General features: G+C 68.2%; 1 protein-coding gene. It reads right to left on the reverse strand.

The genetic code is table 11. The features are described from left to right. Positions 1 to 11 precede the first annotated feature (11 nt). Entirely contained in the window at positions 12 to 302 is a 291-nt protein-coding gene (locus A6X21_RS13755; RefSeq protein WP_068848773.1) for a DUF1330 domain-containing protein, read from the reverse strand. Between the last annotated feature and the right edge of the window lie 41 nt (positions 303 to 343).

The raw sequence follows: 343 nt of genomic DNA on the forward strand, positions 1-343 counted from the left end.
ATGTGCGCGGTTCAGACCCCGTCGATCAAGACCATGCGCATGACGGCAGCCCCTTCGCGGGCCTGGCGGGCGCGGGTGTACTCGGCGGAATCGTAGAAGGCCTGTGCCGCCTCGTGCGACGGGAACTTCAGCAGCACCACGCGCTCGGGCGTCCAGTCGCCCTCCAGCACCGTGACGGCACCGCCGCGCACGCAGACCTCGGCGCCGTGCACCTGCATGGCGATGCTGGAGAACTTGCGGTAGTCCTCGTACTGGGTCGGGTTGGTGACGGTGACGTTGGCGAGGATGTAGGCGCTGGGCATGGGCGTGCGGTGGGCTTGCCGAGTCCCAGGTCGTAAACGCC

This window comes from Planctopirus hydrillae (assembly GCF_001707835.1).
Classification (GTDB): Bacteria; Planctomycetota; Planctomycetia; order Planctomycetales; family Planctomycetaceae; genus Planctopirus; species Planctopirus hydrillae.